Annotated in this window: 19 protein-coding genes, 1 tRNA gene and 1 pseudogene; 10 read left to right on the forward strand and 11 right to left on the reverse strand. The window is 70.0% G+C overall.

Annotated features, from left to right (window positions below; all coding sequences use genetic code 11):
* Positions 1 to 18: 18 nt before the first annotated feature.
* A complete protein-coding gene (locus ACWGDB_RS29905) occupies positions 19 to 576 on the forward strand; it encodes a DUF501 domain-containing protein (protein WP_383613496.1) in 558 nt (185 codons plus the stop codon).
* Entirely contained in the window at positions 573 to 1,526 is a 954-nt protein-coding gene (locus tag ACWGDB_RS29910; protein WP_453825280.1) for a Ppx/GppA phosphatase family protein, read from the forward strand. The genes ACWGDB_RS29905 and ACWGDB_RS29910 overlap by 4 nt, the downstream gene beginning before the upstream one ends.
* A gap of 117 nt (positions 1,527 to 1,643) precedes the next feature.
* Here ACWGDB_RS29910 and ACWGDB_RS29915 read toward each other — a convergent pair whose 3' ends face one another.
* Positions 1,644 to 1,862, reverse strand: a complete 219-nt coding sequence (locus ACWGDB_RS29915) for a hypothetical protein (protein ID WP_383613490.1) — start codon at positions 1,860 to 1,862, stop codon at positions 1,644 to 1,646.
* A 548-nt stretch (positions 1,863 to 2,410) separates the two neighbouring features.
* Here ACWGDB_RS29915 and ACWGDB_RS29920 point away from each other — a divergent pair.
* On the forward strand, positions 2,411 to 3,799 hold the full coding sequence (locus ACWGDB_RS29920) for an NAD(P)/FAD-dependent oxidoreductase (protein ID WP_453825281.1): 1,389 nt from the start codon (positions 2,411 to 2,413) through the stop codon (positions 3,797 to 3,799).
* A gap of 214 nt (positions 3,800 to 4,013) precedes the next feature.
* Positions 4,014 to 5,327: a class I SAM-dependent methyltransferase gene (locus tag ACWGDB_RS29925; RefSeq protein ID WP_453825282.1), complete on the forward strand. Its 1,314-nt coding sequence runs from the start codon at positions 4,014 to 4,016 to the stop codon at positions 5,325 to 5,327.
* A gap of 111 nt (positions 5,328 to 5,438) precedes the next feature.
* On the opposite strand, the gene ACWGDB_RS29930 is transcribed toward ACWGDB_RS29925, so the two are convergent.
* Together ACWGDB_RS29930 and ACWGDB_RS29935 are read right to left on the reverse strand one after the other, a co-directional pair.
* A complete protein-coding gene (locus tag ACWGDB_RS29930) occupies positions 5,439 to 7,973 on the reverse strand; it encodes an ABC transporter permease (RefSeq protein WP_453825283.1) in 2,535 nt (844 codons plus the stop codon).
* Entirely contained in the window at positions 7,973 to 8,743 is a 771-nt protein-coding gene (locus tag ACWGDB_RS29935; protein WP_328427174.1) for an ABC transporter ATP-binding protein, read from the reverse strand. The genes ACWGDB_RS29930 and ACWGDB_RS29935 overlap by 1 nt, the downstream gene beginning before the upstream one ends.
* A 393-nt stretch (positions 8,744 to 9,136) precedes the next feature.
* Here ACWGDB_RS29935 and ACWGDB_RS29940 point away from each other — a divergent pair.
* The 3 genes from ACWGDB_RS29940 to ACWGDB_RS29950 all read left to right on the forward strand — a co-directional run bounded on the left by ACWGDB_RS29940 (position 9,137) and on the right by ACWGDB_RS29950 (position 11,656).
* A tRNA-Leu gene (locus ACWGDB_RS29940) sits at positions 9,137 to 9,220 on the forward strand.
* Between the two features lie 149 nt (positions 9,221 to 9,369).
* Entirely contained in the window at positions 9,370 to 10,545 is a 1,176-nt protein-coding gene (locus tag ACWGDB_RS29945; RefSeq protein ID WP_453825284.1) for a 4-hydroxybenzoate 3-monooxygenase, read from the forward strand.
* Between the two features lie 214 nt (positions 10,546 to 10,759).
* On the forward strand, positions 10,760 to 11,656 hold the full coding sequence (locus ACWGDB_RS29950; RefSeq protein WP_453825285.1) for a Bax inhibitor-1/YccA family protein: 897 nt from the start codon (positions 10,760 to 10,762) through the stop codon (positions 11,654 to 11,656).
* Between the two features lie 63 nt (positions 11,657 to 11,719).
* Here the strand turns inward: ACWGDB_RS29950 and ACWGDB_RS29955 are convergent, their stop codons facing one another.
* The gene (locus ACWGDB_RS29955; RefSeq protein WP_030049879.1) at positions 11,720 to 11,950 is read right to left on the reverse strand and encodes a DUF4287 domain-containing protein; all 231 of its coding nucleotides are present in this window, start codon (positions 11,948 to 11,950) and stop codon (positions 11,720 to 11,722) included.
* A gap of 94 nt (positions 11,951 to 12,044) precedes the next feature.
* Between ACWGDB_RS29955 and ACWGDB_RS29960 the strand changes: the two genes are divergently transcribed.
* Entirely contained in the window at positions 12,045 to 12,356 is a 312-nt protein-coding gene (locus tag ACWGDB_RS29960; RefSeq protein ID WP_453825286.1) for a hypothetical protein, read from the forward strand.
* Between the two features lie 88 nt (positions 12,357 to 12,444).
* Here ACWGDB_RS29960 and ACWGDB_RS29965 read toward each other — a convergent pair whose 3' ends face one another.
* The 4 genes and pseudogenes from ACWGDB_RS29965 to ACWGDB_RS29980 all read right to left on the reverse strand — a co-directional run bounded on the left by ACWGDB_RS29965 (position 12,445) and on the right by ACWGDB_RS29980 (position 16,299).
* Positions 12,445 to 13,227 (reverse strand): hypothetical protein, encoded by a 783-nt coding sequence (locus tag ACWGDB_RS29965; protein WP_453825287.1) that lies wholly within the window; start codon positions 13,225 to 13,227, stop codon positions 12,445 to 12,447.
* Positions 13,228 to 13,522: 295 nt separating this feature from the next.
* Positions 13,523 to 14,743 (reverse strand): acetyl-CoA C-acetyltransferase, encoded by a 1,221-nt coding sequence (locus ACWGDB_RS29970; protein WP_453825288.1) that lies wholly within the window; start codon positions 14,741 to 14,743, stop codon positions 13,523 to 13,525.
* A gap of 248 nt (positions 14,744 to 14,991) precedes the next feature.
* Positions 14,992 to 15,120 (reverse strand): annotated as a pseudogene (locus ACWGDB_RS29975) (SGNH/GDSL hydrolase family protein); the annotation flags it as partial.
* A gap of 144 nt (positions 15,121 to 15,264) precedes the next feature.
* Positions 15,265 to 16,299, reverse strand: a complete 1,035-nt coding sequence (locus tag ACWGDB_RS29980; RefSeq protein ID WP_453825289.1) for an SGNH/GDSL hydrolase family protein — start codon at positions 16,297 to 16,299, stop codon at positions 15,265 to 15,267.
* 159 nt (positions 16,300 to 16,458) lie between these two features.
* Between ACWGDB_RS29980 and ACWGDB_RS29985 the strand changes: the two genes are divergently transcribed.
* Positions 16,459 to 17,847 (forward strand): cystathionine beta-synthase, encoded by a 1,389-nt coding sequence (locus tag ACWGDB_RS29985; protein ID WP_383613460.1) that lies wholly within the window; start codon positions 16,459 to 16,461, stop codon positions 17,845 to 17,847.
* 358 nt (positions 17,848 to 18,205) lie between these two features.
* Here the strand turns inward: ACWGDB_RS29985 and ACWGDB_RS29990 are convergent, their stop codons facing one another.
* The gene (locus ACWGDB_RS29990) at positions 18,206 to 19,036 is read right to left on the reverse strand and encodes a helix-turn-helix transcriptional regulator (protein ID WP_453825290.1); all 831 of its coding nucleotides are present in this window, start codon (positions 19,034 to 19,036) and stop codon (positions 18,206 to 18,208) included.
* 156 nt (positions 19,037 to 19,192) lie between these two features.
* On the opposite strand from ACWGDB_RS29990, the gene ACWGDB_RS29995 reads away from it, so the two are divergent.
* A complete protein-coding gene (locus ACWGDB_RS29995) occupies positions 19,193 to 19,954 on the forward strand; it encodes an SDR family oxidoreductase (protein WP_453825291.1) in 762 nt (253 codons plus the stop codon).
* A gap of 22 nt (positions 19,955 to 19,976) precedes the next feature.
* Here the strand turns inward: ACWGDB_RS29995 and ACWGDB_RS30000 are convergent, their stop codons facing one another.
* Together ACWGDB_RS30000 and ACWGDB_RS30005 are read right to left on the reverse strand one after the other, a co-directional pair.
* The gene (locus ACWGDB_RS30000) at positions 19,977 to 20,405 is read right to left on the reverse strand and encodes a hypothetical protein (RefSeq protein ID WP_453825338.1); all 429 of its coding nucleotides are present in this window, start codon (positions 20,403 to 20,405) and stop codon (positions 19,977 to 19,979) included.
* Positions 20,406 to 20,496: 91 nt separating this feature from the next.
* On the reverse strand, positions 20,497 to 21,429 hold the full coding sequence (locus ACWGDB_RS30005; RefSeq protein ID WP_453825339.1) for an ABC transporter substrate-binding protein: 933 nt from the start codon (positions 21,427 to 21,429) through the stop codon (positions 20,497 to 20,499).
* Positions 21,430 to 21,435: the final 6 nt, after the last annotated feature.

The raw sequence follows: 21,435 nt of genomic DNA on the forward strand, positions 1-21,435 counted from the left end.
ACAGACAGAAAGACAGGCATGGAAACCGCCCCGCCGCCCACCCCGCGCACCGAGCCCACCGACGCGGACGTCGAGGCCTTCAAGCAGCAGCTCGGGCGTCCCCCGCGCGGGCTGCGCGCGATCGCGCACCGGTGCCCGTGCGGGCAGCCGGACGTCGTCGAGACGGCCCCGCGGCTGCCCGACGGCACGCCCTTCCCGACGCTGTACTACCTGACGTGCCCGAAGGCGTCGTCGGCGATCGGCACGCTGGAGGCGAACGGCGTGATGAAGGAGATGACGGCCCGGCTGGAGTCCGACCCCGAGCTGGCCGCCGCGTATCGCTCGGCGCACGAGGACTACATCCGGCGGCGCGACGAGATCGAGGAGCTGACGGGCTTTCCGAGCGCGGGCGGCATGCCGGACCGGGTGAAGTGTCTCCATGTGCTGGTCGCGCACTCGCTGGCCGCGGGCCCGGGGGTGAACCCGCTGGGGGACGAGGCGATCGCGATGCTGCCGCAGTGGTGGAGCAAGGGCGCGTGCGTGACGCTCCCGGAGAAGTCCGAGGCGTCCGGGAAGTCCGAGGAGGGCGGCCGGTGACCCGCGTCGCCGCCATCGACTGCGGTACGAACTCCATCCGGCTCCTCGTGGCCGACGTCGACCCGCACACCGGGGAACTCGTCGACCTGGACCGCCGTATGACCATCGTGCGCCTCGGTCAGGGCGTCGACCGCACGGGGCGGCTCGCGCCCGAGGCGCTGGAGCGGACCTTCGCCGCCTGCCGTGACTACGCGGCGATCATCAAGGAGCACGGCGCCGAGCGGCTGCGGTTCGTCGCCACGTCCGCCTCCCGGGACGCCGAGAACCGGGACGAGTTCGTCGGCGGGGTCATGGACATCCTGGGCGTCGAGCCCGAGGTCGTCACCGGGGACCAGGAGGCCGAGTTCTCCTTCACGGGCGCCACGAAGGAGCTCGTGGGGCGCGAGGACCTGCACCGGCCCTACCTCGTCGTGGACATCGGCGGCGGGTCGACCGAGTTCGTCGTCGGCGAGGAGCACGTCCGCGCGGCACGCTCCGTGGACGTCGGCTGCGTGCGGATGACCGAGCGCCATCTGGTCCGCGACGGCGTCGTCTCCGACCCGCCCTCCGAGGAGCAGATCGCGGCCATGCGGGCCGACATCGAGGCGGCTCTCGACCTCGCCGAGGAGACGGTGCCGCTGCGCGAGGCCAGGACGCTGGTGGGGCTCGCCGGTTCGGTCACCACGGTGTCGGCCATCGCGCAGGACCTGCCCGAGTACGACTCGGCCCGCATCCACCACTCCCGGATCGGCCACGACCGGGTCCGCGAGATCACCGACCGGCTCCTGCGCTCCACCCACGCCGAGCGCGCGGCCGTACCGTCCATGCACCCGGGGCGAGTTGACGTCATCGCGGCGGGCGCGCTGGTGCTGCTCGCGATCATGGAACGGATCGGCGCCGAGGAGGTCGTCGTCAGCGAGCACGACATCCTGGACGGCATCGCCTTCAAGGTGGCGGAGGCGGCCCGGTAGGGCGGAGCCGGCCACGGAGCCGCGGTGCACCCGCGGATGCGCGAAGACACGGAACGGCCCCGGTACCTCGTGAAGAGGGACCGGGGCCGTTGCCTCTGAGCCCGTGCGGGCTGTCCGTCAGTTGCAGAGGAGGACGAGGAGGCCGCTGCACCCTCCGTCGTCGCCATGGCCGCCGTGGGCCGGACTGGACTGTACGGCAGCGGTGTTCATGGCGGCGGGCGTCGCTGCCGCAGTGGATGCGGCAGCCGTCCCCAGTGCAAGGGCGATGCCGAGGGCAGCGCCGACCGAGACTATTCGCTTGGCAGCCCGCAGGGGCGCCTTCTGTGAGGTGATCATGGCTGCACGTTATGTGGCCTTCTGATCAATTTCGCGCGGAGTGTGGCCGACCGGGTGACGGTGCCTCAGATTTGCCGTCACGAGAGTGGCTCGGGTCTCGATTCATTACTGGTGGGTAGCTTCGGTTGAGCAGGTCGGCTAGCGTATGAGCGCCTCTGAGGGAGCTTTCGGGGTCCTCGCCGACCCACCGCGAGCGCCCGTCCGAGAAAGTTCGTGAAGTTCTTCACAAGGAATTCGGCCCTGTCGGACCACGGAACGGTGCCGGTTGACCCTTCCGAGGGGTGAACAGCCCCTTGAACATGTTCAGATGGCCGGTGTAGAGAGGTCCTGGGAGCTTCTCGTCCGAGGGTGTTCCGAACCGCTCACAGGGGCCCCGCAGCGACAGAGAGGCAGCTCACGCGGCATTGACAACGGGGCGTATCGCTTCCCGGTTCCCGATCGTGACCATGACCTGTGTCACGCGAGCCGGGGAGTGTAGCACAGGGGCTGCAAGAGCTTGTGAAGGGGCGCACGAGCGACCCCCCTGGGGCAGGTGGATACTCGATGGCATGAGCACCACGGAGCGTCCCAGGATCCTCGTAGTAGGCGGTGGGTACGTAGGCCTGTACGCAGCTCGGCGCATCCTCAAGAAGATGCGCTACGGAGAGGCGACCGTCACGGTCGTCGACCCCCGGTCGTACATGACCTACCAGCCCTTCCTCCCCGAAACCGCCGCCGGCAGCATCTCCCCGCGCCACGTCGTCGTCCCGCTGCGACGCGTGCTGCCCAAGGCGGAGGTCCTCACCGGCCGGGTCACCACCATCGACCAGGACCGCAAGGTCGCCACGATCGCCCCGCTGGTGGGCGAGGCGTACGAGCTGCCGTTCGACTACCTGGTCATCGCGATGGGCGCGGTCTCCCGCACCTTCCCGATCCCCGGCCTCGCCGAGCAGGGCATCGGCATGAAGGGCATCGAGGAGGCCATCGGCCTGCGCAACCACGTCCTCGAGCAGCTCGACAAGGCCGACTCCACGACCGACGAGGAGATCCGCCGCAAGGCGCTCACCTTCGTCTTCATCGGCGGCGGCTTCGCGGGTGCGGAGACCATCGGCGAGGTCGAGGACATGGCCCGCGACGCGGCGAAGTACTACACCAGCGTGTCCCGTGAGGACATGCGGTTCGTCCTCGTCGACGCCGCCGACAAGATCCTGCCCGAGGTCGGCCCCAAGCTCGGCCAGTACGGCAAGGAGCACCTGGAGGCCCGTGGCGTCGAGGTCTACCTCTCGACCTCCATGGACTCCTGCGTCGACGGCCACGTCGTGCTGAAGAACGGACTCGAGGTCGACTCCAACACCATCGTGTGGACGGCCGGCGTCAAGCCGAACCCGGCCCTCACCCGCTTCGGCCTGCCGCTCGGCCCCCGCGGTCACGTCGACTGCGAGCCGACCCTCCAGGTCGCGGGCACGGACTACATCTGGGCCGCCGGCGACAACGCCCAGGTCCCGGACCTCGTCGGCCGCAAGGCCGGCAACCCCAACGCCTGGTGCCCGCCGAACGCCCAGCACGCGCTGCGTCAGGCCAAGATCCTCGGCGACAACGTGATCTCCGGTATGCGGGGCTTCCCGCAGAAGGACTACTCGCACGCCAACAAGGGCGCGGTGGCGGGCCTCGGCCTCCACAAGGGCGTGGCGATGATCGTCATGGGCAAGGTGAAGATCAAGCTCAAGGGCCGTCTCGCCTGGTACATGCACCGTGGCTACCACGGCATGGCGATGCCGACCTTCAACCGCAAGATCCGCGTCTTCGCCGACTGGACCCTCGGCATGTTCCTCAAGCGCGAGGTCGTGGCGCTGGGCGCGCTGGAGTCCCCGCGCGAGGAGTTCTACGAGGCCGCGAAGCCGGCCCCCGTCGCTCCCGCGAGCAGCGCCGAGAAGGGCGAGAAGGCCAAGGCCTCCTGACCTCCGGTCACTTGAACGACCCCGAAGGGGGCCACCCGCCATCCGTGGTGCGGGCGGCCCCCTTCGGGCTGTCCGGGAGACCTCCGCGGGTGCCGGTCGCGTACGCCTTCCCAGGGTTTGCCCAGCTGTGACGCGCGTGGGGGACTGCGCGCGGGGCTTGCAGGTGTTTACGTGGTGTTGGACATTCCGGGATCCCATCACGGAGGTGTGCGCCATGCCAGACGCCGCGGTGCGGCTGAAGGGCCTGCTCGAACAGTTGCTGGGGGTTCCGCTCCCGGTGCGCATTCGCGCCTGGGACGGTTCGCAGACGGGCCCGCCGGGCGCGCCGACCCTCGTCGTACGCAACCGCCGCGCCGTACGGCGGCTGTTGTGGAAACCCGGCGAGCTGGGGCCGGCCCGGGCCTGGGTGGCCGGGGACCTCGACATCGAGGGCGACCTGTACGCCGCACTCGATCTGCTCGCGGGGCTCGTGTGGGAGCGCGGGGAGGATGCCCGCAGCCTGGCTCAGGCGCTCCGGGACCCCGACGTACGCGCCGCCGTCCGCGGCCTCGTCAAGCTCGGCGGACTTCCGCTGCCGCCCGCGCCGCCTCCCGAGGAGGTGCGCCGGGCCCGTGCCCATCTGCACACCAAGCGCACCGACAGACGCGCGATCAGCCACCACTACGACGTCGGCAACGACTTCTACGAGATCGTCCTCGGCCCGTCCATGGTGTACTCCTGCGCCTACTGGCCGGACCCGCCCCCGCACGGCACCCTCGAGGCCGCCCAGCACGACAAGCTCGACCTCGTCTGCCGCAAGCTCGGCCTGCGGCCCGGCCTGCGGCTGCTCGACGTCGGCTGTGGCTGGGGCTCCATGGCCATGCACGCGGCCCGCGAGTACGGCGTTAGCGTCGTCGGCGTCACCCTCTCCCAGGAGCAGGCGGCCTACGCCCGCAAGCGCATCGCCGACGAGGGACTCACCGACAAGGCGGAGATCCGCGTACAGGACTACCGGGACGTCGACGACGGGCCGTACGACGCGGTCTCCTCCATCGGCATGGCCGAACACGTCGGCGCCGAGCGGTACCTGGAGTACGCCGACGTACTGCACCGGCTGCTCAAGCCCGGTGGACGGCTGCTCAACCACCAGATCGGGCGCCGGCCCCAGCGGGACGAATCGACGTACGAGGTCGACGAGTTCATCGACGCCTATGTCTTCCCCGACGGCGAGCTCCAGCCCATCGGCGTCACCGTCACCCAACTCGAACGCGCCGGTTTCGAGGTGCGTGACGTCGAGTCGATCCGGGAGCACTACGCCCTGACGCTGCGCCGCTGGGTCGCCAACCTGGAAGCCGACTGGCCGCGGGCCGTCAAGCTCACCGGCGTCGGACGCGCCCGCGTCTGGCGGCTGTACATGGCCGCCTGCGTGCTCGCCTTCGAGCGCAACCGCATCGGCGTCAACCAGGTGCTGGCCGTCAGGACACTCGACTCCGGCGACTCCGGGATGCCGTTGCGGGCCCGCAAGTGGAGTGAGCCGGAGCGCCGTTGATCCGGACGTAAAAGGACGCAGGAGGGCGCAGGAGGGCGCAGGAGGACGCAAGCCGAAGGGCCGGGCTCCCCGTGGTGGGGAAGCCCGGCCCTTCGGTGTGCCGGAGTGCGGTCACTCGGCCTTGATCGCGTTCAGCATGTTCAGCCGCGCGGCGTTGCGGGCCGGCCACAGCGCGGCGAGGACGCCCACCAGTCCGGCCAGCACAAGGAAGATCCCGATCCGGTCCCAGGGCAGGACCAGGGCGTAGCCCGGGATCTGGTCCGCGAAGGTCTCGCCGATCGCCCAGCCGAGGAACGAGCCGAGACCGATACCGACCACCGCGCCGAACACCGAGATGACCACGGCCTCCAGCCGGACCATCCGCTTCACCCGGCGCCGGTCGAGACCGATCGCACGCAGCATGCCGATCTCCTGCTGCCGTTCGAAGACCGACATCGCGAGGGTGTTGACGACACCCAGCACCGCGATGATCAGGGCCATCGCCAGCAGGCCGTACATGATGTTCAGCAAGGTGTTGATGACGCCGCCGAACTCGTTGCGGATGTCCTGCCGGTCCATCACCTTGATCGCGGGGTTGTCACCCAGCGCGTTGATGAGGGCCTTCTCGTTCGCCGCGGACTGGCCGCCGTCCACCTTCACGAAGATCTGCTGGATGTACGGCTGCACCTCGTGCGGGTTCACGACCTTCGTGTCGACGAGGACGGGCGAGAGGAACTCGCTGTCCTTGAAGACGGCTCCGACCTTGAGCGTGCCCTTCTTCTCGTCGTTGAACGTGACGGGGACGCTGTCGCCGGGCTTCCAGCCCTTGCTCTTGGCCGTCTTCTCGGCGACCGCGATCCGGCCCTCGGCGAGCGAGTCGATGTTGCCGCTGACGACGTCGACGTTCAGGACCTGCTGGATGTCGCCCGGGGTGACCGCCGAGGCGGAGACGTAGTCCTCGTCACCGGCCTGGAAGTAGACGCTCTGCTGCGGCGAGACCGCCGAGACGCCCTTGGCCTTCTCCAGTGCCGTCAGCGCGGACTGGTCGAGGTCCCCGCCGTTCGCCATCGAGACCATGTAGTCGGCCTTGATGTTGTCCGTGGTCATCTTGTCGATGGCCGTGCCGACCGTGATGCCGAGCACCGAAAGGCCGGTCACCAGCGTCAGTCCGATCGCCAGCGCCGAGGCGGTGGCGCCGGTGCGGCGCGGGTTGCGGACCGCGTTCTGGCCGGCGAGCTTGCCGGCCACGCCGAAGGGGCCGACGAGCAGCGGACGGACGAGCGCGATCACGGGCCGGGACAGCAGCGGGATCAGGATGATCACGCCGATCAGCGCGAAGAACGCGCCCGCCCCGATGTACATCCGGCCGTCGTCGCCGCCGGTCGAGGCACCCAGCACGATCCCGGCCGCGCCGAGGCCGGTGATGGCCGTACCGATGGAGTTGCGCAGTACCAGCGACTTGGTGGTGGCCACCGCGTGGACGCTGTTCATGGCCGCCACCGGTGGGATCTTCGCGGCCCGGCGGCCGGGCAGCCAGGCTGCGAACATGGTGATCAGCACACCGACGCTGATCGCGGCGATCACCGGCGTGGCGGACAGGATGAGCGGGCCGTCCGGAATCTTCATCTCGAACGCGGCCATACCGGACCGCAGGCCGACCGCGAGCCCGATGCCGAGGACGAAGCCGATCACCGAGGCGACCAGACCCACCACCGCGGCCTCGGCGAGCACCGAGCGGGTGATCTGCTTGCGCGACGCACCGACGGCGCGCATCAGGGCGATCTCCTTCGTGCGCTGGGCGACCAGCATCGTGAAGGTGTTGGAGATCAGGAAGATGCCGACGAAGAGCGCGATGCCCGCGAAGCCCAGCAGGACCTGCTTGAGCGAGCCCAGACCCTGTTCGATCTGCTCGGCCTGCTCGTCCGCGAGCGCCTGGCCGGTCTGGGCCTCGGCGCTGTCCGGCAGCAGCGGCTTGACCGCGTCCAGGATCTTCTTGTCGTCCGCGCCGGGGGCGGCGGTGACGGTGACGCTCTCGAAGTAGCCCGGCTTGAGGTACTGCTTCTGGGCGACCGCGGTGTCGAAGAGGACGAGGCTGCCGCCGGCGTTCACGGCGCCGTCCTCGGTGGTGAACACGCCGCTGAGGGTGTACTCCTTCACCGGCCCGTTCGTGGCGACCCGGACCCGGTCGCCGACCTGGTACTCACCCTTGGTCGCGGACTCCTTGTCCAGGGCGATCTGATCGTCCTTCACCGGGCCGGAGCCGTCGGTGAACGTGTAGGCGGGGTTCTTGCCGTCCTTGCCGGGGGCGAAGTTGGAGCCCTTGTTGGACCAGCCGACGCCGATCAGCTTCCCGTCGGGGTCGGCGACCCCGGCGAAGCCCTCGACGCGGCCGTACGCGGCGTCGACGCCGTCCACCGCGGCGATCTTGTCGAGGGTCTTCCGGGAGAGGCCGGGCTCTTCCTTGGCGTCGTCGGGGTTGGCGTACGAGGTGATGGAGACGGCGACGTTGTCGTAGCTCTTCGCCGACTGGTTGCGGAAGGCGTTGGAGAGGGTGTCGGCGAAGACCAGGGTGCCGGAGACGAACGCGACGCCGAGCATGACGGCGAGCACGGTCATCAAAAGCCGGGCCTTGTGCGCCAGTACGTTGCGCAGGGCGGTGCGGAACATCAGCTGGTGCGGCCCTTCGCGTCGAACTGCTTCATGAAGTCGAGGACGTTGTCCGCGGTCGGCCGGTACATCTCGTCGACGATCCGGCCGTCGGCGAGGAAGACCACGCGGTCCGCGTACGCGGCGGCCACCGGGTCGTGCGTGACCATCACGACCGTCTGCCCCAACTCCCGTACGGAGTTGCGCAGGAAGCCCAGCACCTCGGCGCCCGAGCGCGAGTCGAGGTTTCCGGTGGGCTCGTCGCCGAAGATGATCTCGGGCTTGGAGGCCAGGGCGCGGGCGACGGCGACGCGCTGCTGCTGGCCGCCGGAGAGCTGGGCGGGGCGGTGGCTGAGGCGGTCGGCGAGGCCCACCATCCGGATGACCGAGTCCACCCACTGCTTGTCGGCCTTGCGGCCCGCGATGTCCATCGGGAGGGTGATGTTCTCCAGGGCCGTCAGCGTCGGCAGCAGGTTGAACGCCTGGAAGATGAAGCCGATCTTGTCCCGGCGCAGCTTGGTCAGCTGCTTGTCCTTCAGGGAGCCGAGCTCGGTGTCGCCGATGCGCACCGAACCGGAGGAGAAGGTGTCCAGGCCGGCCACGCAGTGCATCAGCGTGGACTTGCCGGAGCCGGACGGGCCCATGATCGCGGTGAACTCGGCCTGCCGGAATTCGACGGAGACCCGGTCCAGGGCGACCACCTGGGTCTCGCCCTGTCCGTAGATCTTCGACAGATCCGTGGCACGCGCGGCCACGGAGGTGGCCCGGCCGGCGATGGATGCGGTGGTCACGAGAAGGCACTCCTGAGGGACGACGGTGTGTACGAGGGGACGTAGTCCATCGTCCCGGCCGAAGTGCGCCGTGTAGTCAGTCGCTGTTCCGGTTCCGAAGACAGACTGCGGATGGACCGGACCCCGCCGCGTCATACCTGAGGATGACGAGGACCCCTGACGGCTGCTCGCGTCAAGAACAGGTGGAGCGTCCTCGTTCGGACGGTGAAATTCCGTCATTCCGTATACGCCGTCGACCGCCGCACGTAAGGCTATTGGCAAGTGCGGATGGCGTGTTCCGTGGGCTGATGCACCCTCAGACGTCAATAAAATAAGACAACATCGGTCCGCCGGTCCGCTGTTCGGGGGATGCATCCCGATAGGCTCGGAACCTCGATGCGGAGCCCATGGCCTGCCCAGATGGTGGAATGCAGACACGGCGAGCTTAAACCTCGCTGCCCCTTCGCGGGCGTGCCGGTTCAAGTCCGGCTCTGGGCACTTCCGTCCTTCTCCTTTCCTCCGAGCTTCCTGCAAGCTCCCTTCAAGTCTTCACCGAACCGTTGACAGCGGGCGTGTGCGGTCGGAGACTCGCGTCAGGAAATGGTGAATGAAACTTCACCTGGCGAACAGCGAAGGGAAGGCGACCGATGCGCACCACCGTCGGCATCATCGGAGCGGGCCCGGCCGGTCTCCTGCTCGCCCGTCTGCTCCACAACGCCGGCATCGACTCGGTCGTCCTGGAGAGCCGCGACCGCGCCTACGCCGAACACCGCCAGCGCGCCGGGATCCTGGAGCAGGGCACGGTGGACGTGCTGCGCGCGGCCGGCGCCGGGGAGCGGATGGACCGCGAGGGCCTCCGGCACGACGGCATCGAACTGCGGTTCGCCGGGAAGCGCCACCGCGTCGACTTCCCCGCACTCACCGGCGGCCGGTCGGTGATGGTCTACGCCCAGACCGAGGTCTGCAAGGACCTCATCGCCCTCCAGCTGAAGAAGGGCGGCCCACTGCTGTTCGAGGCGGAGGCGCTCGCGGTGGAGGGCGCGGACACCGGCAGCCCGCGCGTGCGCTTCCGGCACGAGGGGCGCGAGGACGTCCTCGAGTGCGACTACCTCGTCGGCTGCGACGGCTTCTGGGGCGTGGCCCGCAAGGCGATCCCGGCCGAGCTGACCCGGGTCCACGAGCGCACGTACCCCTTCGGCTGGCTCGGCATCCTCGCCGACGTACCGCCCTCCCACGACGAGCTGGTCTACGCCCGGCACGACCGCGGCTTCGCCCTGCTCTCCATGCGCTCCCCGTCCGTCTCGCGCCTCTACCTCCAGGTACCGGACGGCACCGACGCCGAGCACTGGGGCGACGACGAGATCTGGGCGGAGCTGGAACGCCGTTTGGAGACGGACGACGAGTGGCGGCTGCAGCGCGGCCCGATCACCCAGAAGTCCGTCACCCCCATGCGCTCCTACGTCCACGAACCCATGCGGTACGGCCGCGTGTTCCTGGCCGGTGACGCGGCGCACATCGTGCCGCCCACGGGTGCCAAGGGGCTGAATCTGGCCGTCGGGGACGTCGTCACCTTCGCGCGGGCGCTGACGCATCAACAGCAGACCGGTTCGGCGGAGCTGCTCGACGCCTACTCCGAGACCTGTCTGCGCCGGGTCTGGCAGGCCGAGCGGTTCTCGTACGACATGACGACGCTGCTGCACCGGGCCCCCGGCGCAACGCCCTTCGAGGACCGGCTCCAGCTGGCGCGACTGGAGCGGCTCGCGTCGTCGCGGGCCGCCGAGACGGACCTGGCCGAGGGGTACACGGGCTTTCCGTTCGGGTGAGCGCGGGGCGGGGCCGGGGGAGTGATCTCCGACGGGTTCCGGCCACGTCCCAGGTTGGTCATGAATGATCCCGTCCATGGCCGGGAATCACCCAGCCGCGTACCGTGTTGCGCAGCACGAAGAGGGAAAGATCCTCCGCAGGTATTAGGGTCGATCCTTTGCCAACCTATTACTCTTGAGCCAAGGCCACGCACGGTGGCCATGGAGGAGTGAAATGAGGAGCAGCAACCCGGTCTTCTCGCGACGGGGGTTCAGCCGCGACAACGGCTACGCGGGCTTCAACACCGCGCCGCAGGCCGGGGGCGCCGCTGTCGGCACGCAGGGCAACCCGTATGCCCAGCCGCAGGCCGGCAACCCGTATGCGCAGAACCCTTACGCCCAGACGGACCTTCAGCACGGCGCACCGCCGCAGGCCCCGGCCACCACCGGCCGGATGACGATCGACGACGTCATCCTGCGCACGGGCACCACGCTCGGCACTTTGATCGTCACGGCCGCGCTCGCCTGGGCGCTGCTGCCCGTCGACGACGCGAACATCAGCCGGTCGTACGGCATCGCCATCGTTGCCGGTCTGCTCGGCATGGTCCTGGCGCTCGTCCAGTCCTTCAAGCGCAAGGCCTCGCCCGCGCTGATCCTGTCGTACGCCGCGCTCGAGGGCGTGTTCCTCGGCGTCGTCTCCAGCGTCGTCGACAACCGCATCGCGAGCGGTGCGGCCATGCAGGCGGTGATCGGCACGATGGCGGTGTTCGCCGCCGTGCTGGTGGCGTACAAGGCGGGCTGGATCCGCGTCAACCGCCGCTTCGTCGGCTTCGTGATGGCGGCCGCGCTCGGCTTCATCCTGCTGATGGCGGTCAACCTGCTGTTCGCCGTCTTCGGCGGCGGTGACGGCCTCGGCTTCCGCAGCGGCCCGCTCGGCATCGTGTTCGGCATCGTCGGCATCCTGCTCGGCGCCTGCTTCCTCGCCCTGGACTTCAAGCAGGTCGAGGACGGCCTCGCCTACGGCGCGCCGCGCGAGGAGGCCTGGCTCGCCGCCTTCGGCCTCACGCTGACGCTGGTGTGGATCTACATGGAGTTCCTGAGGCTCATCTCGATCCTCAACAGCAGCGACTAGTCTGCGACGGCTGTGCAGCAAAGGGCCCCGGGTTCATTCCGGGGCCCTTCGTCGTGTGCGCGCCTAGAGGAATTTGCGCGCCGCCCTCCTCAGGTCGTACTCGTGGACGATCGCCTTCGCGTGGCCGTACGCGAGGTCGTATTCGTGGCGAAGCCAGCTGACCTTCTCCTCGAAGCGGACGAGGGCCGGGCCTTCTTCTACCGTGCGGAGCCAGTCGGAGACTTCACGACCGGTGCAGTGGGGGATGCGGGCGAGCATGTTGCGGTGGGTCTCCTCGGAGAGGACGTGGGACATCGGCGCCTCCGGACGCAAAGGGGATGTAAGCCGGTCCTTCAGGTCACCGTGCCTGAGCGTTCGCCCGTTGGCAACAGTCGCGTACGCTCACGGCGTGGTTGATACGACGCGTCTGACCCGAGCCGTAGATCACTTCGCCGACCGGTTGCGGGCGGCGCCGCAGAGCCGGTTGCAGAGAAGCGCGGCCGCGGAGGCGCTGGCGCTGGCCAGGGAGTTGGCTCGGTGGGCGCAGGTTCTGGAGGCGCCCGAGGTGGAGCCCCGGGTCATGCCCGACGCCGGGATGTTCGCCGCTGCCGACCAAATCACCGTCGCTGTTCACGACTTGGCAGTCGTACTCACGAACGAGGGTGAGGTCGAGGACGCGGTGCGGCTGGTGGAGGAGGCGCAGAAGAAGGCGGGGGTCTGAGCGTCATGGGCGACTGACGGCCGTGTGTGGCTGGTCGCGCAGTTCCCCGCGCCCCTGAAGGGGCGCTCCACCTCCCGGCGTCACCAGGTCAGAGGGACGCTATGACCCGGTCGGCCAGGATGTAGACGTTCTCCTCGCCGCACGCGAACGTCAGCGTGTACGCGCCCGAGACTCCCGAACCGCCCAGCAGTACCGGCGTCTCGCCGGAGCGCAGGGCCGTGGCGAGGCGTTCCGCCGTCTCGCGGTGGCCCGGGGTCATGCACAGGGTCGTGCCGTCCGCGAAGACGTAGACGTCGAGGGTGCCCAGCGGGCCCGGGCGGACGTCGGTCAGTTCGGTGGCGGAGGCCGCGAGGTCCTCCAGGGTGGCAACCGTGCGCTCGTGATCGTTCACGGCCGGTGAGGAGACCGGGACGAAGTCCGGGTGGGAGGGGTGCCGGCGGCGGGCCGCGGCCAGTTCGGGGGACTCCCCGGCGAACTCGTCGGCGTCCGCGGTCGACTCGGTCACCGGCTCCAGATGCTCCAGGCCCGCGAAATCGGCCTGGCGTGGCAGGAACAGCTCACTGTCGGACAGGCCCAGCAGGGTGGGTGCGTCGGTGGCGTCACGGGACTCCTGGGCGGCCCAGAAGGCCCGCGCCTCGGCCAGCTCCCGCTCGCGCTCCTCGGCGAGCGCCTCGGCCACCGCGGCGCGTATCTCATCGGCGTCCGCGGAGAGGCGGGCCTGCGGGACGAGCCCGCGGGCCGAGCCCGCGTTGGTCCGCTCCAGCTCGGTGTGCAGGGCCGCGACCTGTCGGCGCAGCACCATGAGGGTGCGCAGGACGGCGACGCCCACGGCGCCCGTGGCGGCCGTGGTGAGCAGCAAAGCGATCGGCATGGCGCTCACTGACGTACTCCCGGTTCAAAGTCGACCCCCGACTTCCTACATCAGCTTGAAGGGCGGACTATCCAGCTGTCAGTGCGTAACGTCACCAAACGGACAGGACTTTGGGCCTGATGTTTAGCGGTGAACGGCTCTGACCTGCGTAAATCCCTGTGTCGAGGGAGATAGGTCACATCCTGGGGGAGATTGGATCACAAAACGGCCCAGAACCGCGGGGTTTCCCGGGTTCTGGGCCGAAGGCTCACACTGGGTCGTGAGTTGACTACCCAGGGGCTCGAAATGGCCGGTTTCAGCTCAGGCGCTCGATGACCATCGCCATGCCCTGGCCGCCGCCGACGCACATCGTCTCCAGGCCGAACTGCTTGTCGTGGTGCTGGAGCGAGTTGATGAGCGTGGTGGTGATGCGGGCGCCCGTCATGCCGAAGGGGTGGCCGACGGCGATGGCGCCGCCGTTGACGTTCAGCTTGTCGATGTCGATGCCCAGGTCGCGGTAGGAGGGGATCACCTGGGCGGCGAACGCCTCGTTGATCTCGGCCAGGTCGATGTCGTCGATGGTGAGACCGGCGCGGCGCAGGGCCTGCTGGGAGGCCTCCACCGGGCCGAGGCCCATGATCTCGGGGGACAGGCCGGACACGCCGGTGGAGACGATGCGGGCGAGCGGGGTGAGGCCGAGCTCGCGGGCCTTGGTGTCCGACATGATCACGAGCGCGGCGGCGCCGTCGTTGAGGGGGCAGCAGTTGCCGGCGGTGACGAGGCCGTCGGGGCGGAAGACCGGCTTGAGGCCCGACACGCCCTCCACGGTGACGCCGGCGCGGGGGCCGTCGTCCTTGCTGACGACGGTGCCGTCGGGGAGGGTCACCGGGGTGATCTCGCGCTCCCAGAAGCCGTTCTTGATGGCTTCCTCGGCGAGGTTCTGCGAGCGGACGCCGAACTCGTCCAGTTCCTGGCGGGTGATGCCCTTCATCCGGGCGAGGTTCTCGGCGGTCTGGCCCATGGCGATGTAGGCGTCCGGCACGAGGCCGTCCTCGCGCGGGTCGTGCCAGGTCGTGCCCTCCTGCTGGGCGACCTCGGCGGTGCGGGCCTCGGCCTCGGCGAAGAGGGGGTTGTGGGTGTCGGGGAGGCTGTCGGAGTTGCCCTTGGCGAAGCGGGAGACCGTCTCGACGCCGGCCGAGATGAAGACGTCGCCCTCGCCCGCCTTGATGGCGTGCAGGGCCATGCGGGAGGTCTGCAGGGAGGAGGAGCAGTACCGGGTGACCGTGCAGCCCGGGAGGTGGTCCATGCCCATCTGTACGGCGACGATGCGGCCGAGGTTGTTGCCCTGCTCGCCGCCGGGGAGGCCGCAGCCGAGCATCAGGTCGTCGATGTCGCGCGGGTCCAACTCGGGGACCTTGGCCAGCGCCGCCTGGATGATCGTGGCGGTGAGGTCGTCGGGGCGCAGGTCCTTGAGGGAGCCCTTGAAAGCGCGGCCGATGGGGGAGCGGGCGGTCGAGACGATCACGGCTTCGGGCATCACGGCTCCATTGACATACCGGGGGGTCGGGCAGGGCTGTGAGGGAAGTTACCCGTACGTACGCATCGGGTCACGGGGATGGGCGTGTGACCTTTGCCGCAGCTTACTAAGCGCTTGCTTGGGCCTCCGGTGGTTGAGCCGGAAGGTGTGCACGGCTGGGTGGGGCCACTGTCCCCTCGGGGTTGCGCCCCCAGCCCCTGCTCGGCCCTGCACGGGCGCCGGGGGCGGCGCCGCTTGAGCGGGGCTCAGGGGCCCTTCGGGCCGGTCGGCATGGCTGCCGTGACCTCCGTGCCCGCCTCCGAGGCGGCCTCGGCCGCCGCGCGGGCCACCGGGAGGAAGACTTCGCGGCGGGTGATGCCGGGGCGTTCCTCCTCCGCGCTTGAGCAGGGTCAGGGGCCCTTCGGGCCGGTCGCACGGCCGTTGGGACTGTGCTCGTCGTCGACGTGTTGCGGCGTTGGTCGGCTGCGTTCCTGGTGGTTGCGCTCGCGGGCCTCGTTGTGGCCCCTGGGAGGGCCGCGTCCTCACACGCCGGACGGGCTGGACGGCGTGGACGTGGGCTCGGCCTCCTGTACCCGCCGCCGGCGCCGCCTCTTGAGCAGGGCCCAGGGGCCCTTCGGGCCGGTCGGCATGGCTGCCGTGACCTCCGTGCCCGCCTCCGACGCGGCCTCGGCCGCCGCGCGGGCCACCGGGAGGAAGCCTTCGCGGCGGGTGACGTCGGGGCGTTCCTCCTCCGCCGGCCACAGGCCCAGGGCCGCGCAGAGCGTCGGCAGGACGGCCATCGCCGCCGTGGCGTAGCCCTCCGCGGAGGGGTGGTAGTTGTCGGGGCCGAAGAGCTCGCGCGGGTTCGCCGCGAACTCCGGGCCCAGCAGGTCGCCCAGCGACACCGTGCGGCCGCCCTGTTCGACGACACCGATCGTCTGGGCGGCCGCCAGCTGGCGTGAGGCACGCCTGGCGAGCCAGCGCAGCGGCTGCTGGACCGGCTCGATCGTGCCGAGGTCGGGGCAGGTGCCCACCACGACCTCCGCGCCGGCCGTGCGCAGACGCCGCACAGCGGCGGACAGGTGGCGTACCGAGCGGGTGGCCGGCATGCGGTTCGTGACGTCGTTCGCGCCGACCATGATCACGCAGATGTCGGGCACCAGAGCCGGATCGGCGAGCACCAGGGCCACCTGGCGGTCCAGGTCGTCCGAGCGGGCGCCCGGCAGGGCCACGTTGCGCAGCACCACCTGGCGTTCCGCGACCGCCGCCAGCCCGGACGCCAGCAGCGCCCCCGGGGTCTGCCCCGACCGGTGCACGCCCTGCCCCGCGGCCGTGGAGTCACCCAGGATGGTCAGGCGCAGGGGCGGTTCGCCAGGAGTGGCGTACACGCGGCCGTACCGGCCGTCGGCGTTCGGTACGTGGTTGCTCGTGCCGTTGCCCACATGACGCCGGGCCATCCGCACCTCGGCGAGGACCAGACCGACGGCCGCCGCCCCCGCCAGACCGATGCCGCCTCCGCCGTACGCGGCGCCCGCCGCGATCCGCCGGGCCACCCTCGCCCTCGACATGCTCGTCATGCGTCGCCGCCACCTCCTCATAGCCGTACATCAACTGATTGCCCCGCACGGGCCGTGGCCCAATCCCAACGAGGAGTGAACGACCGTCATGGGCCCCGTGCAGGCCATAGGCTGGCGGAACCACTAAGACCACTTCTTTTGCAGCATCCGGAGACAACGGTGCATTTCCACGACTCGATGATCAGTCTCGTCGGCAACACCCCGCTGGTGAGGCTCAACAACGTGACCAAGGGCATCCGGGCTACCGTCCTGGCCAAGGTGGAGTATTTCAACCCGGGCGGTTCCGTGAAGGACCGCATCGCCCTGCGCATGATCGAGGCCGCGGAGGAGAGCGGCGCGCTCAAGCCCGGCGGCACGATCGTCGAGCCGACCAGCGGCAACACCGGCGTCGGCCTCGCCATCGTGGCCCAGCAGAAGGGGTACAAGTGCATCTTCGTGTGCCCCGACAAGGTCAGCACCGACAAGATCAACGTGCTGCGGGCCTACGGCGCCGAGGTGGTCGTCTGCCCCACCGCCGTCGATCCCGAGCACCCGGACTCGTACTACAACGTCTCCGACCGGCTGGTCCGTGAGACGCCGGGTGCCTGGAAGCCGGACCAGTACTCCAACCCGAACAACCCGCTCTCCCACTACCACTCCACCGGCCCCGAGCTGTGGGAGCAGACGGAGGGGAAGATCACCCACTTCGTGACCGGTGTGGGGACGGGCGGCACCATCTCCGGTACCGGCCGCTACCTCAAGGACGCCAGTGACGGCAAGGTGCAGGTCGTCGGCGCCGACCCGGAGGGCTCCGTGTACTCCGGCGGGTCCGGCCGGCCGTATCTCGTAGAGGGCGTCGGTGAGGACTTCTGGCCGACGGCGTACGACCGGACCGTCGCCGACGAGATCGTCCCCGTGTCCGACAAGGACTCCTTCCAGATGACCCGGCGGCTGGCGAAGGAGGAGGGCCTGCTGGTGGGCGGTTCGTGCGGCATGGCCGTCGTGGCCGCGCTGCGGGTCGCCGAGCGGCTCGGCCCGGACGACGTGGTGGTCGTGCTGCTGCCGGACAGCGGCCGCGGCTACCTGTCCAAGATCTTCAACGACGAGTGGATGGCCGACTACGGCTTCCTCGAGGACACCGGCCCGAGCGCGCGCGTCAGTGACGTCCTCGACGACAAGGAGCACGGCGCCATCCCGTCCCTCGTCCACATGCACCCGGACGAGACGGTCGGTGAGGCCATCGAGGTACTGCGCGAGTACGGCGTCTCGCAGATGCCGATCGTGAAGCCGGGCGCCGGCCACCCCGATGTCATGGCGGCGGAGGTCGTCGGGTCCGTCGTCGAACGCGAGCTGCTCGACGCCCTGTTCACCAAGCGGGCCTCGCTGGAGGACCCGCTGGAGAAGCACATGTCGGCCCCGCTGCCGCAGGTCGGCTCCGGTGAGCCGGTCGCGGACCTGATGTCCGTGCTGGGCGCGGCCGACGCGGCGATCGTCCTCGTCGAGGGCAAGCCGACCGGCGTGATCAGCCGTCAGGACCTGCTGGCCTTCCTCGCCAAGAGCGGGAAGTAGCGGCAAACTGCGGTGAACGGCCCGTGTCCGCGGCGAACTTGCGGTGACCGGCGCCGCTCGGAGCGTCGCGGAACTGGTACGAGCGCGTCACGTCCACGCAGCACCCGCTTAACACGGGTCGGGCACATTAGTTGGTGTCGGCAGGGGGCGGGAGCGGCTCCCCGCCCCGGCCGGCGCCGAACGTCCAAGGACCTCCGGAGCGGCTCCCGGACCTCCATGGACGCCCGGACGTGAGACCTGGCCCTGACCCGGTCGACGTCCCTCGCGGGGACCGCCGTCGTCCCGCCCCCCGGAAACGGGGGTGCGGCGGTCCCCGCGCATAGCTCTGTTCGAGGGTCGCGCGGGAGCGTCGGCAGCCTCAGCCCGCCTCCGCCGCGGCCCAACTCCCCAGCAGCGCAAGCCGCTCAGCCGTTTCCGAGCTCGGTTCCGGTGTGTACACCACCATCGTCTGGTCCGGTTCCGTCTGGATGGTCATGGTCTCGTACGGGAGGATCAGCAGGCCCGCGAGCGGGTGCTGGATGCGTTTCGTGCCGGACATGCAGGCCTCGACCTGGTGGTCGGCCCACAGCCGGCGGAAGTCCTCGCTCTGGAGGGACAGTTCGCCGACGAGGGCACACAGCCTGCGGTCGTCCGGGCGGTGGCCGGCGTTCAGACGGAGATGGGCGACCGCCTGCGCGGCGATCGCGGACCAGTCCGGGTAGCGGGTGCGGGAGTCGGGGTCGAGGAAGACGTGCCGGGGGATGTTGCGGTCGGCGGGAGCCGTACGGCCGTAGTCGCTGACGGCGTCGGCGAGGGAGTTCCAGGCGAGGACGTCCATGCGGGGGCCGATGACGAAGGCGGGCGTGCGGTCCATGCTGTCCAGCAGCGTCTGGACGCCGGGGCGGACGCGAGCCGTGTCCGGGCGGCGGATGGCTCGGTCACGGGGCCGGGCCACCGTACGCAGATAGGCGTGTTCCGTCTCGTCCAGCCGCAGGACCCGCGCGATCGCGTCCAGGACGGCATCCGAGACGCTCTGCCCCCGGCCCTGTTCGAGGCGGACGTAGTAGTCGACGCTCACTCCGGCCAGCTGCGCCACCTCTTCGCGGCGCAGACCGGGGACGCGGCGCCGCCCGTAGGAGGGCAGCCCCACCTCCTCCGGCTGGATACGGCCGCGGCGTGAGCGCAGGAAGTCTCCCAGGTCCCCGTCCATGGTTTCGAGCGTAGACGGGCGGCGGGGCGTGAGCCTGGTACTGCCAGACACAGGAACGACGCAGCCCTGGGTAGGGCGGGCGCGACGGCGGAGGGTGAGTGGTGTCCGCAAGGCGCCGGGACATGCCCTGGCACCTCCCTGACCTGGAGGAATCCCATGTCGTACGAGAACCTGACCGGCCGTACCGCCGTCGTGACCGGAGCGGCGAGCGGGATCGGCGAGGCCGTCGCCGTGCTGCTCGCCGAGCAGGGGGCGCGGGTCGCGCTGCTGGCCCGGCGCGGGCAGCGGCTGGACGAGCTCGCCGCGAAGATCACCGCGGGCGGCGGCGCGGCGCTGGGCGTCGTCGCCGACGTCACCGACGACGCGTCCGTGGCCGCGGCCGCGGAGCGGGTCCACGAGGCGTACGGGGCCGTGGACCTCGTCGTCAACAACGCCGGCGTCATGCTGGGCAACCCCGTCGAGGCGGGACGGCTCGACGAGTGGCAGCGAATGATCGACACCAATGTGACCGGAGTGCTGCGCATCATCCGGGCGTTCACCGGCGACCTGGTGGCGGCGGCCGCCGAGGGCCGCACCGCCGACCTGGTGAACATCTCGTCCGTCGGCGCGCACCTCGCCTTCCCCAACTACGCGGTGTACGGGGCGACGAAGGCCGCGATCACCCATCTCTCCCAGTGCCTGCGCACCGAGTTCGGCCCGCGTGACGTACGGGTCACCAACATCGAGCCCGGGTTCGTGGAGAGCGAGCTGCGGCTCCACACCGACAACGACGAGATCTCGGCGCAGGTCGACGGCATGGTCGAGGCGATGGGCACGCTGTCGGCGGCGGAGCTCGCCGATGTGGTGGCCTACGCCACGAGCCGCCCCCGGCATGTGAACCTGCGGCAGATCATGGCCATGCCGACCCGGCAGGCGTGAGCCTGTGGGCCGGTGCGGAGGGTCAGTCCTCCCAGCGGTCCTCGCTCTTGGCGTTGCGGCGCCAGCCCTGGAAGAGGCCGGGGGTGGTGCGGGCCGCCTGGACGACGTTGACGCCGACGATGCCGACCCAGGTGACCAGCAGGCCCGGGAGGCCGGCGACGCCCGCGCCGATCCCGGACAGCGGGATCGCCAGGACCAGCGAGACGATGGCGAAGCCGAAGCGCTCGCCGAAGGAGTCCGTCGGCCTCGGCGACCGCGAGCCGCGGGCCGCCACCATCTGCTGCTCGGCCATCTGACGCCGCATGCGGCGCTCGACCGCCCCGTCGATGCGCTGGTCGACCTTCTCCATGAATGAGTCGACCAGCGCGGACTCGTACTCGTCGCCCAGCTCCCTGCGGGCCTGCAGGGTGGCGTTGAGTTCCTTCTTGAGTTCGGTGTCCCGCGCGTCCATTCCGGTCATGGGATCCAAGGTAGGCAGCGGGGGGCGGGGCCGCACTGGGGTTAGCCCCCCTGTTCGGATGGGGGCGTACGGCAGTGCGCCGTCACTTCACCAGCCCGTGCTCCTTGGCGTACTCGTCGGCCACGTCCTCCGGATCCTTCTTGTCCTTGTCGACCAGCCGGTTCAGCTCCGTGAGCTGGGCGGTCGTCAGGGTGTTGCCGAGGCGGGCGAGGGCCTTGCGGACGGTGGCGTCGGCCTTGCGGTCGGCTATGAGCGGGACGATGTGCTGGCCGGGGATGAGGTTCTTGGGATCGGTGAGGACCACCCAGTCGTTGGCCTGGATGTCGGTGTCCGTGGTGAAGAGGTTGGCCACGTCCACGTCGCCCTTCTTCAGGGCGCCCTTGACCAGCGGACCGGAGGAGTCGAGGGACTTGAACTCCTTGAACTCGACCCCGTAGACCTCCCTGAGGCCCACGGCACCGACCTCCCGCTTCTTCACCTCGGGCGCCGCGCCGATCACCAGCTTGCCGTTCTGCTTCTTCAGGTCGGCGAGGGAGGTCAGGCCGTACTTCTCGGCCGTCTCCCGGGTGACGGCGAAGGCGTCCGAGTCCTCGGCCAGGCCGTACGGCAGCACCTGGAGGCCGCTGGGGAGGGCGATCGTGAGGGCGTTCTGCATCTCGCCCTCCTCCGTGGCCGTCGCCTTGGGGGCGACGTAGTGCAGCAGGGCGCCCTGGTACTCGGGGAGCAGGTCGATGTCGCCGCCCTTGAGGGCGGGGATCAGGATCTCGCGGGTGCCGAGGTTGGGGCGGACGGTGACCTTCACGCCGGCCGCCTCCAGGACGGCCGCGTACAGGTATCCGAGCACCTGGTTCTCGGTGAAGTTGGCGGTGCCGATGGTGAGGCCGCCCTTGCTGGAGCCGCCGCCGGAGCCGGCGGAGCCCTGGCCTTCGAGGGACGTGATGCCGCTGGAGCAGGCGGCGAGGGCGGGGACGGAGGCCGCTGCGAAGAGGCCGCCGAGGAGGGTGCGTCGGTACATCGCGCG

Source organism: Streptomyces sp. NPDC055013 (assembly GCF_053608645.1).

Coding starts and splice junctions, on each gene's coding strand:
- ACWGDB_RS29905 (WP_383613496.1), top strand. CDS start 19: ATGGAAACCGCCCCGCCGCCCACCCCGCGCACCGAGCCCACCGACGCG.
- ACWGDB_RS29915 (WP_383613490.1), bottom strand. CDS start 1,862: ATGATCACCTCACAGAAGGCGCCCCTGCGGGCTGCCAAGCGAATAGTC.
- ACWGDB_RS29920 (WP_453825281.1), top strand. CDS start 2,411: ATGAGCACCACGGAGCGTCCCAGGATCCTCGTAGTAGGCGGTGGGTAC.
- ACWGDB_RS29925 (WP_453825282.1), top strand. CDS start 4,014: ATGCCAGACGCCGCGGTGCGGCTGAAGGGCCTGCTCGAACAGTTGCTG.
- ACWGDB_RS29930 (WP_453825283.1), bottom strand. CDS start 7,973: ATGTTCCGCACCGCCCTGCGCAACGTACTGGCGCACAAGGCCCGGCTT.
- ACWGDB_RS29945 (WP_453825284.1), top strand. CDS start 9,370: ATGCGCACCACCGTCGGCATCATCGGAGCGGGCCCGGCCGGTCTCCTG.
- ACWGDB_RS29950 (WP_453825285.1), top strand. CDS start 10,760: ATGAGGAGCAGCAACCCGGTCTTCTCGCGACGGGGGTTCAGCCGCGAC.
- ACWGDB_RS29955 (WP_030049879.1), bottom strand. CDS start 11,950: ATGTCCCACGTCCTCTCCGAGGAGACCCACCGCAACATGCTCGCCCGC.
- ACWGDB_RS29965 (WP_453825287.1), bottom strand. CDS start 13,227: ATGCCGATCGCTTTGCTGCTCACCACGGCCGCCACGGGCGCCGTGGGC.
- ACWGDB_RS29970 (WP_453825288.1), bottom strand. CDS start 14,743: ATGCCCGAAGCCGTGATCGTCTCGACCGCCCGCTCCCCCATCGGCCGC.
- ACWGDB_RS29980 (WP_453825289.1), bottom strand. CDS start 16,299: ATGACGAGCATGTCGAGGGCGAGGGTGGCCCGGCGGATCGCGGCGGGC.
- ACWGDB_RS29990 (WP_453825290.1), bottom strand. CDS start 19,036: ATGGACGGGGACCTGGGAGACTTCCTGCGCTCACGCCGCGGCCGTATC.
- ACWGDB_RS29995 (WP_453825291.1), top strand. CDS start 19,193: ATGTCGTACGAGAACCTGACCGGCCGTACCGCCGTCGTGACCGGAGCG.
- ACWGDB_RS30000 (WP_453825338.1), bottom strand. CDS start 20,405: ATGGACGCGCGGGACACCGAACTCAAGAAGGAACTCAACGCCACCCTG.
- ACWGDB_RS30005 (WP_453825339.1), bottom strand. CDS start 21,429: ATGTACCGACGCACCCTCCTCGGCGGCCTCTTCGCAGCGGCCTCCGTC.